Below are 7,157 nucleotides of genomic sequence, written 5' to 3' on the forward strand. Positions count from 1 at the left end.
CATTCAGCACCTGCCACAGTCCGTCTTCGATTGCCTTTCTCATCTTCGGATGCCGAATGACAAAATGAATCACCGGACTTTTGTTTTTAGAGATGACCACCCGTTCGCTGTGTTTAATCCGAATCTGAATGTTTCTGAAAATGCGGGTGTGCTGTGATAAAACTGTGTAGTTCGGATTGTGTTCCGCAAATGCCATGGTCTGGTGATAATGTTCCAGATATTCGTCGTAGGTACAGCAGATCTCATGTTCGTAAAACGCTTCAGATAGAGAAAGCGCCAGCGGCATCTCTGCATATTCCTCCCGGGAAAGTGCAGGAATCCTGTCCTCTACGGAACCAGACTGGAGCGTTTGTAGAAAGTTGTCTTTCTCCCGGCGCAGTTCCTGTAAGAGCATCTGCTGTTTCTCCGCCGGAATATGATTTCGCTCCAGGATATTCTGAAACAGTTCCTCTGAAATGGTGTACAGCGGAAGTGCGGTGTACAGATTGGAAGATACGCCGTCCTTTCCGGCTTCGCCGGCGAGAAAGCGGTGGAATTCCTCCTTGGATTCTTCCGTGTAAATTTCCATTAAGGGGAGTGCTTTGGATAAAATATGATTGGTTTTGGTGCGGTAATAGGCAACTTCCTGTCTGGCGTTGGTCAGGTAGTACTTTCCGTCCTTGTGGTATCCGCTGATGCATTCTCCTGCAAGCGCCGCTGCACCCGAAACATAATTCAGATGATGATAAATGTCGGTGCCCGGATTTTTCAGATAGTACGGAGTAATCTGTCCGGTCATATAGATGGGGATCCACGCTTCCAGTCCTAAGATCATCTCTTCCAGAGGGCGGTCAACATGGTGAATCATGTGCAGATGCAGTCCTTTTTTCAGACAGGCGGCAATGCCAAACATCCACTTTTTGTTGAATTCCATATCCTGTGCCATATCTGCCATGGGCATATCGCTGTTCATAAAAATCGGTTCCTTGGAACGGGAGAGCGCAGTTGCCCTGAAAAAGTCCAGTTCGCCCTGTTTCATCTGTTCGATGCCATAATAGTTTCTGGAAGAGGGCAGGTGAAACGGCACAGTGGGAACCTTCAGCTGGTCAAATCGAATCAGCGTCATATATTCGTTCAGGTCAAATTCGTCCAGCTTTTTCAGATAATCCCTGATGCCCTCCGCTGCTTTCTCTTTTGGTTCGCTGCTGCAAAGATACCGGGTTATTGCAGCAGTGAAATCCGGATGGGAGAATGGGTCCTTTGCGGTGCAGCAATCCAGCAGCTTGCAGATCAATTCCATTTTCTCGGATCCGCCGTATTTCCGCAGCAAAAAAGCGCTCAGGCTCTCCGCAAATTTCGTGATATCTGCCGGCATACGCTGCCCTTTTTTGATTCTCGAAAGATAAGACGGGTCATAGCCCATGCTTTTGGCAAGTTCGCTCAGATTGATTGAAATTGCATCAATAAGAAAAGAAAACTGACCGGAAAATTGCGTGTGGTCCGTTTTCACAATGCCGGCTGCCTCTGCCAGCTGTGAGAAAACCAAATCAAGATCCAGATCTGTGCCGTTCTGCGCTGCAATGCGAACGATTCCGGACGCAAGTTTTTTCAGGGTGTCGGTTTCCGGCATCCGCTGTCCGTTTCGGTATCTGCTGAGAGATGCCTGCGTCAAACCGGAGGCGTTTGCCAGTTCGCCGGCAGTACAGCGAAATATGCAGATGTATTCGTTCAGTAATTCTGAAAATGTCATGTAAATCGTCCTTTCTTGTGCGTATCTCTATTATAACACAGAAATGCTTTTTGTGAAACACAATTTCATGATTTTCTTCAAAAATTACCGATTTGCCGAAAAGGCATGCGGATGCGTTTGTGGAAATGGGTTTCGAATAAAACCGCTATTCCGCTTCTCCGTCCAGGGGCAGATTCACCGCAAAGGTCGTTCCGGCTTCTGAACTTGATTCCACACAGACATTCCCGCCATGCAATACTGCAATTTCTTTCACAAGGGCAAGCCCTAAACCGACACCACCCATTTGCCGGCTTCTTGATTTATCCACACGAAAAAACGGCTGAAAAATACTCTCTCTGTATGCTTCCGGAATTCCGCAGCCTGTGTCTGCAACATGCAGCAAAGCCTGATGATTTTCGTTCCGGATGGAAACCGTTACACTGCCGCCCGGATGATTGTATTTGATCGCATTCTCAATGAGATTAAATAATAATCTGTAAATTAGCGTGTCGCTGCCGGTCATATGAACGTCCTCACAGTTTTGATGCAGTGTAATATTTTTTTGTTCCGCAAGCGTGGTGAGATCTGTCAGGATCTCGTCAACCAGCGGGGACAGCTCAATTTCATCCGAACGTGAAACAGACTGCAAATTGCTCATTTCCAGAAGCGTGCGGACAAGAGCAGTCAGGCGGTCTACCTGATCAATTTGAAACTGAACCAGCTCTGCGGTTTCCGCATGGGCATCCGGATGCTCTTCGGCAAACAGCTCTAATTTCGTCTGCATCATTGCCAGGGGTGTCCGCAATTCATGTGCGGCATTTCCCGCAAACTGACGCTGTAAGTCGAAGGAAAGTGCCAGACGGTCGAGCATATGATTGACCGAGCAGCTCAGCTGCTGAAATTCTGCTGCGGTATTTTCATCAAAACGGGTGCTGGTAAGATTGTCTTGATTGATGTTTTCTGTCTGCTTTGAAAATTGTTTCAGCGGTTTGAGTGCTCTGCCGCTTACAAAATATGCGATCGCTGCACTAAGCAGTGTGACTGCGGCTGTGATATACCAGCATTTTCTTCCGAATTCTGCTTTCACATCGTAAATTTCCTGCGAAAACTGATGGAGAAATGCGGACATCTGCTGATCGTCAAATTCAATTTTCAGAACATCGGAACTTTCAGGATCATATTCCATGACAAAGCCATTCAGCGAATCTATGCCGACTGTACCGGAACGATAGAGCAGAAGATTGGAACATATACAGGTTCCGGCAATTAAAATGGCAGTCAGCAATGTGATTCTCCATTGAAAGGACAGTCGTTTCATTCGCCTCATTTTGATTCTCCTTCTATTTCATAGCCCTCTCCGATCCGGTTTCGAATGGGGTCATAGCCAAGAACTGCACGGAGTTTTTTCCGGAGTGCAGAAATGTGGACACGAATCGAATTGCTGAAGCTGTCCACGCTGCTGTCCCATACATGTTCAATGAGCTCCTCCTGACTGACCGGTCTGCCCTGATGCAGCATCAGATATTCCAGTACGCCGGTTTCTTTGCGTGTCAGATTGATCGTAACGCCGTTCGCTGCTGCGGTACGGCTCTTGGTATCGTATACGATCTGTCCGCATTGCAGGCGCACATCCCGCTGAATGAACTGCCTGCGTGTCAGGCTGCGGATTCTGGCTTCCAGCTCTGCGAGGTGAAATGGCTTTGAAAGGTAATCGTTTGCACCTGCATCCAGCCCCTCTACTTTGTCGGCAATTTCACTTCGTGCCGACAAGATCAGCACCGGCGTCTCCTGATTTTCTTTCCGGAAGTTGCGGAGAAGTGTCATTCCGTCCATCTTAGGAAGATTCAGGTCTAATAATATCAAATCGTAATATTCCACAGACAGATATTCTGAGGCTGTTTCTCCATCGCCGCAGGCATCGACTTCATATCCTGAACGCTGCAATTTTTTTGTGATGTCCTCCCGCAAGGACTGCTCATCTTCTATCACGAAAAGTCTCATAGCATGCTCCCCGGAGCCTGTCCTGTATCTTTTGCTGCACGGTTTACCGTTAAGAGCTCGTGTTCATAGGTGTCTATCTACGTCTTTTCGGCAAATTTTGTTGCATACTGCGTTAAAAATTCTTGCCATACGAAAGTATGCCCGCAAATTTTTGCCTTGTCTGCAAAAAAATTTGCTCGAAAATCCGCATATATTTCCGATGAACACAAGCTCTAAAAGCCTTGCCATGGAGCAGTGTTCGGGGCAGGATACAAAACAGGCTCTTATCATTTTTACCTTTATTATAACAGACGCAGATAAAATCTGTGTTAATTTTTCCTTAACGCAGATTTTATATCGCATGATGTATACTGGTGTCATCAAAGCATTGGAGGGAAACAAATGGTATTCAAAAAAACAGCAGCGCAGATGTTTTTTCTGCTCATCGGAATGGCAATGCTGATCTTTGGCATCTGGCGGGAGGAGGCTCAGACTGTTTTTTCAAAAGCAATCCGCCTGTGTATGGAGTGTGTTGGAATTGGCTAAGAACAAACAGATTAACAAAAAAAATGTGCACCCTCTTGCACGGTTTCGCGGTTGGATTCAGGCAGCAGCAGCACTTCTGACCAACATGCATCTCCCCAATTTTTTGAATGGTTCTCTGAATCGGGGAAAGGGAAAATATGCCTGTGTGCCGGGATTGAATTGTTATTCCTGTCCGGGAGCAGCAGGCTCCTGTCCCATCGGGGCATTTCAGGCAGTTGTAGGGTCATCGAAATTCAAGTTTTCTTACTATGTCACCGGAATATTGATATTGCTTGGTGTTTTGCTGGGAAGATTTATCTGTGGATTTCTGTGCCCGTTCGGCTGGTTTCAGGAGCTTTTGCATAAGATCCCGTCGCCAAAGCTCTCTACCCGAAAGCTGAAACCGCTGCGCTATCTGAAATACGGCATTTTGCTGGTGATGGTGATTCTTCTCCCGATGGTAGTCGTCAATGAGCTGGGAATGGGGGATCCGTTCTTCTGCAAATACCTTTGTCCGCAAGGCGTGCTGGAAGGTGCGATTCCGCTGTCGATCACCAATGAGGGAATCCGCACGGCACTTGGTGTGCTTTTTTCATGGAAAGCATTTGTCCTGCTGGCTGTGATACTTGGCAGCGTGTTTTTCTACCGCCCGTTCTGCAAATGGTTGTGTCCGCTGGGCGCATTTTATGCGCTTTTGAATCGGGTATCGCTTTTTCAGATGAAGGTGGACAAAGATAAATGTGTATCCTGCGGTGCTTGTGCAAAGGCATGCAAAATGGATGTCGATGTCACCAAACAGCCCAACCATGCCGAGTGTATCCGCTGCGGTATGTGTATGAAATCCTGTCCGACCCATGCCATATGTTATCGGTATGGGTTTGGAGATCTATCAAAGGCAAAAGAAATGACAACAGAAAAAAAGGAGCTAAAAAAATGAAAATGAAAAAGAATCTGATGATCGTGTTAGCAGCCTGTCTGGCACTCTCTGTCCCGCTCAGCGGATGCAGCAGTACAGCGAAGGACGCTTCTTCGAGCGTGTCCAGTGAAGTATCCGGCGAAGCGGAAACATCCGGAAAATCTTCACAGGAGCTTTTGGATGAGGAAAATGCGATTATGGCGAAAAATGATGCTCTGTGGGAAAAGGTATTTGCATCCATGAGCAAAAATGTCACAGAGGACATGAAGAGTTCGAACTATGGCGACGTGCTGATGGCTGCGGTAGATGGCGCAAAGGATCAGTTTACTGATGCGGAATATGAAACGCTGAAATCAGATGCGGAACAGATCCGCAAAATTGAAGAGGAGATTGCAGCACTTCCGGCTGATTCTTCCGATGCGCAGACCAGCGATGCATCAGGCACTGCATTCCCGCAGTTCGAGGGAAAAGATCTGGACGGAAACAAGGTGGACAGCAGCGTTTTCGCAGAGAATGCTGTGACAGTGGTGAATTTTTGGTTCAACGAATGCAAACCCTGTGTGGAGGAACTCAGTGAAATGAATGCTCTGAATGACCGCATCAGGGAACAGGGCGGCGAAGTGCTTGGCGTGAATGTCGGTGCGCTTGACGGTGACGAGCAGAATATTGCAACAGCAAAACAAATTCTGGAAACAAAGGGCGCAAAATATCGGAACATCTATTTTGATTCTGACAGCGATGCCGGAAAATTTGCACTGGGTATCACTGCGTTCCCGACAACGTATGTCATTGACAGAAACGGCAATATCGTGGGCGAAGCACTTATGGGCGGCATTGACAATGACGAAAATCTCAATACACTTCAGAATACCATTGATGAAGTTCTCGCAAAAGATGCTCAAAAATAAGGGCATGATCCGTTGCTGAACAGACTCTTACGGAACCGCTGCATAAAGCTGCCTGACAGCTTATGCAGCGGTTTTCCGTTTCTCCTGTCCCTGCTCCGATGATACCGAAAACAGCAGAGAACGCAAACAGTCCGATCATCTTCTTGTTCTGCATAAACAGCCAGTCTGAAGTCCCGTAATCGGGAGCGCAGGCTGGCTGTCTGTTAGAACCTGTCTTCACAGGCGTATCCACGTGTCTTTTCGGTAAAGATTGCGTTTGCCAACGATTTTGATTTTTAGAGCGGGTTAGTATGAAAACAAGAAAATTTAAGAGAAAAGGCGGAATGAGAAGTTCTTGGGTGACTATCCGGGGAACCACCAAACAGGAAGAGAAAGCTAGGCGAAACCGTGCCGCAAACCAGACCATAAGGCAGCTGGCTTCGATGGGCGCAATTGGTGCGAAGATGCTTCTCTGTGCGGATCAGAAAAGGCATATATACCGGTGCAGGGCGTTGCCCATGCGGAATGCGGTGAAACAGGAAACTGCTCAAAAGCAGCTGGAAGCAGAGATGGGCATTCCGGCGCAAAATACAATCGGAGGGGATTGCATGGATGAATTGGATAGAAAAGTGATTGCGGCGTTTCCGGGCAAATCGGTTCGGAAAGACTTGACATCGCTTATGAAAAAAGGCGCAAATGTCCCCACATATGTTTTGGAATATCTGCTTGGAATGTACTGCGCTACGGATGATGACGAGGCAATCAGAGCCGGACTGGAGAAAATCAAGAAAATTCTCAGCGAGAACTACGTTCGTCCGGATCAGAGCGATTATGTAAAATCAAAAATCAAGGAAAACAGCCGAAACAGCTACATGCTCCTCTCAGATAAGCTGAAAAATGAGCTTGCTGTGGGATTTTATAAGACCCCATTGGAAGCTGCAAAGCTTGCGCTGGGTGTAGAGCCGGGGTGAAAAAATGCGGGGAAATCATTGCTGGAGCAACACTGGAATAAGCGGGGAGAAATGAGAAACCAAGTTGCGCACTGATTGATCCGCAGCGTGTGAAAATAACGTGTTACGGGAAAAAACAGACCAGCTATAAAAAGTCAGAGCTTGTGTTCATAGGAAATATATGCGGATTT

At 47.1% G+C, this 7,157-nt stretch carries 7 protein-coding genes; 4 read left to right on the forward strand and 3 right to left on the reverse strand.

Annotated features, from left to right (window positions below):
- From QZL66_RS03515 to QZL66_RS03525, 3 genes are all read right to left on the reverse strand, one after another.
- Positions 1–1,729 (reverse strand): helix-turn-helix domain-containing protein (locus tag QZL66_RS03515; RefSeq protein WP_293601816.1); only part of this gene is annotated, 1,729 nt, incomplete at its 3' end.
- 145 nt (positions 1,730–1,874) lie between these two features.
- A complete protein-coding gene (locus tag QZL66_RS03520; protein ID WP_022410376.1) occupies positions 1,875–3,035 on the reverse strand; it encodes a sensor histidine kinase in 1,161 nt (386 codons plus the stop codon).
- The gene (locus tag QZL66_RS03525) at positions 3,032–3,709 is read right to left on the reverse strand and encodes a response regulator transcription factor (protein WP_022410377.1); all 678 of its coding nucleotides are present in this window, start codon (positions 3,707–3,709) and stop codon (positions 3,032–3,034) included. The genes QZL66_RS03520 and QZL66_RS03525 overlap by 4 nt, the downstream gene beginning before the upstream one ends.
- A gap of 381 nt (positions 3,710–4,090) precedes the next feature.
- On the opposite strand from QZL66_RS03525, the gene QZL66_RS03530 reads away from it, so the two are divergent.
- The 4 genes from QZL66_RS03530 (at position 4,091) to QZL66_RS03545 (ending at position 6,987) form a co-directional block, all read left to right on the forward strand.
- Positions 4,091–4,234: a CD1871A family CXXC motif-containing protein gene (locus QZL66_RS03530; RefSeq protein WP_022410378.1), complete on the forward strand. Its 144-nt coding sequence runs from the start codon at positions 4,091–4,093 to the stop codon at positions 4,232–4,234.
- Positions 4,235–4,319: 85 nt separating this feature from the next.
- Entirely contained in the window at positions 4,320–5,150 is an 831-nt protein-coding gene (locus QZL66_RS03535) for a 4Fe-4S binding protein (RefSeq protein ID WP_226944426.1), read from the forward strand.
- Positions 5,147–6,037: a TlpA family protein disulfide reductase gene (locus tag QZL66_RS03540; RefSeq protein WP_022410380.1), complete on the forward strand. Its 891-nt coding sequence runs from the start codon at positions 5,147–5,149 to the stop codon at positions 6,035–6,037. Before QZL66_RS03535 ends, QZL66_RS03540 begins: the two co-directional genes overlap by 4 nt.
- A 587-nt stretch (positions 6,038–6,624) precedes the next feature.
- On the forward strand, positions 6,625–6,987 hold the full coding sequence (locus tag QZL66_RS03545; protein ID WP_293601817.1) for an anti-phage BREX system Lon protease BrxL: 363 nt from the start codon (positions 6,625–6,627) through the stop codon (positions 6,985–6,987).
- The last annotated feature ends 170 nt before the right edge of the window (positions 6,988–7,157 follow it).

The organism is Ruminococcus sp. CAG:330, from assembly GCF_000437175.1.
Classification (GTDB): Bacteria; Bacillota; Clostridia; order Oscillospirales; family Ruminococcaceae; genus Ruminococcus_C.